Here is a 1,639-nt window from a genome sequence, read left to right on the forward strand (position 1 = left end):
GCTAGCCCGGATATTTCATCCGCTGATCAGCGTAGGTATCTAGCGCGAGAGCCTTAGTTCCGGTAGACATTGGAGTTACCACACTTCAATCCCACCGAACCCAAGGCTCTCGGCAATGACGAAGCGTACCCGAAGACGAGCTGCTTTTAAACGCCTTCGCCGCCGAGCCGTCGAGGTCGACTTTCAGGGCGGAACGCTAACCACCGACAGCGGGCTGTTGCTGCTCCGCGAGGCGGATCGCAAGCTGGGGTTGATCGACCGCATCAATGCGGCGATCCCCGATCCCCGAGATCTTCGCTACGTGGCTCACCCCCAACGAGAAATGCTCGTCTCGCGGATCTTCGGCATCGCTACTGGCTACGAAGATGGCAACGATCACGCCCAGTTGCGGTACGACCCGGCAATGCAAGTCGCTGCCCAGCGAGAGCCGGATGCAGCGATCCGACTGGCCAGCCCATCGACGCTCTCACGGCTCGAGAATCGTGTTGATTCCAAGACGATGTTCGCGCTCCACGAGATCCTCGTCGACACCTTCCTGGATAGCTACGACGAGCCGCCCGAAGAGATCATCCTCGACCTCGACGCCACAGATGACCCGACGCACGGCAATCAAGAGAAGCGCTATTTCAACGGCTTCTACAACGGTTACTGCTTTCTCCCGCTGTATGTCTTTTGTGGAAACCAAATCCTGGTTTCTTACCTGCGGCCAAGCAGTGTCGGAGCAGCTAAGCACGCGCGTCCAATTAGCAAGTTGCTGGTCGAGAAGATTCGCTCCCGCTGGCCCAACGTGCGGATCATCCTTCGCGGCGACAGCGGGTTCTGCAACGGGAAATTGATGCGGTGGTGCGACAAGAACCGTGTTGGATACATCTTCGGTTTTCAGCAGAATCCTGCACTGAAACGCCACTTGGTACACGAGATGGTCGCAGCGCATGCGGCTTTTCAATCCGCTCGTGAGAAGCAACGGCGGTTCACCTGGTTCTCCTACAAAGCCCGCCGCTGGGACCGTCACCGCTGGGTGATCGGAAAGGCTGAACATACCGCCAAGGGTTCTAACCCCAGGTTCGTGGTGACGAACCTTCCGGAGGCAGTGGCTCAAGCAAGCTCCGGCAATTCTCCGGCAGCCAACCCTGAGCGGTTCTATGAGACGCTTTACTGCCCGCGTGGCGAAATGGAGAACCGGATCAAAGAGCAGCAGTTGTGTCTGTTCGCCGACCGGACGAGTTGCACGGACTTCATGGCCAATCAGTTTCGTCTGATGTTGGCGAGCTTCGCCTACGTGCTGCTCGACGCGGTTCGACGGATCGGTTTAGCGGGCACCGAGGCTAGCCACTGGCGTGTCGACACGATTCGGCTGCGGCTTTTGAAAATCGCTGCTCGCGTCCGCGTCACTGCTCGCCGCGTCGTCTTCCACCTCGCCAGTAGCTGCCCCTACGAGCGCCTATTCAATCACGTCGCTGAGCGCTTGTGCGACACCAGCTGAGCGGCCCCATAGGACGCTCGTGCGACGCCCGAGGCCGACTGGGGGTAGGGGGAACTCTGCGCCGCCACCCCGCCCGCCCGCCTCTTCTCGTAAAATCCAACCGCATCAGCCGCCCCGAGCCTAAAATCCATCAGCGGATGAAATATCCGGGCTAGC

Annotated in this window: 1 protein-coding gene; it reads left to right on the forward strand. The window is 59.5% G+C overall.

Annotated elements, in window-relative coordinates:
* Positions 1-115: 115 nt before the first annotated feature.
* A complete protein-coding gene (locus GNK13_RS19260; protein ID WP_164104192.1) occupies positions 116-1,483 on the forward strand; it encodes an IS1380 family transposase in 1,368 nt (455 codons plus the stop codon).
* The last annotated feature ends 156 nt before the right edge of the window (positions 1,484-1,639 follow it).

This window comes from Candidatus Laterigemmans baculatus, assembly GCF_010367455.1.
Classification (GTDB): Bacteria; Planctomycetota; Planctomycetia; order Pirellulales; family Pirellulaceae; genus Laterigemmans; species Laterigemmans baculatus.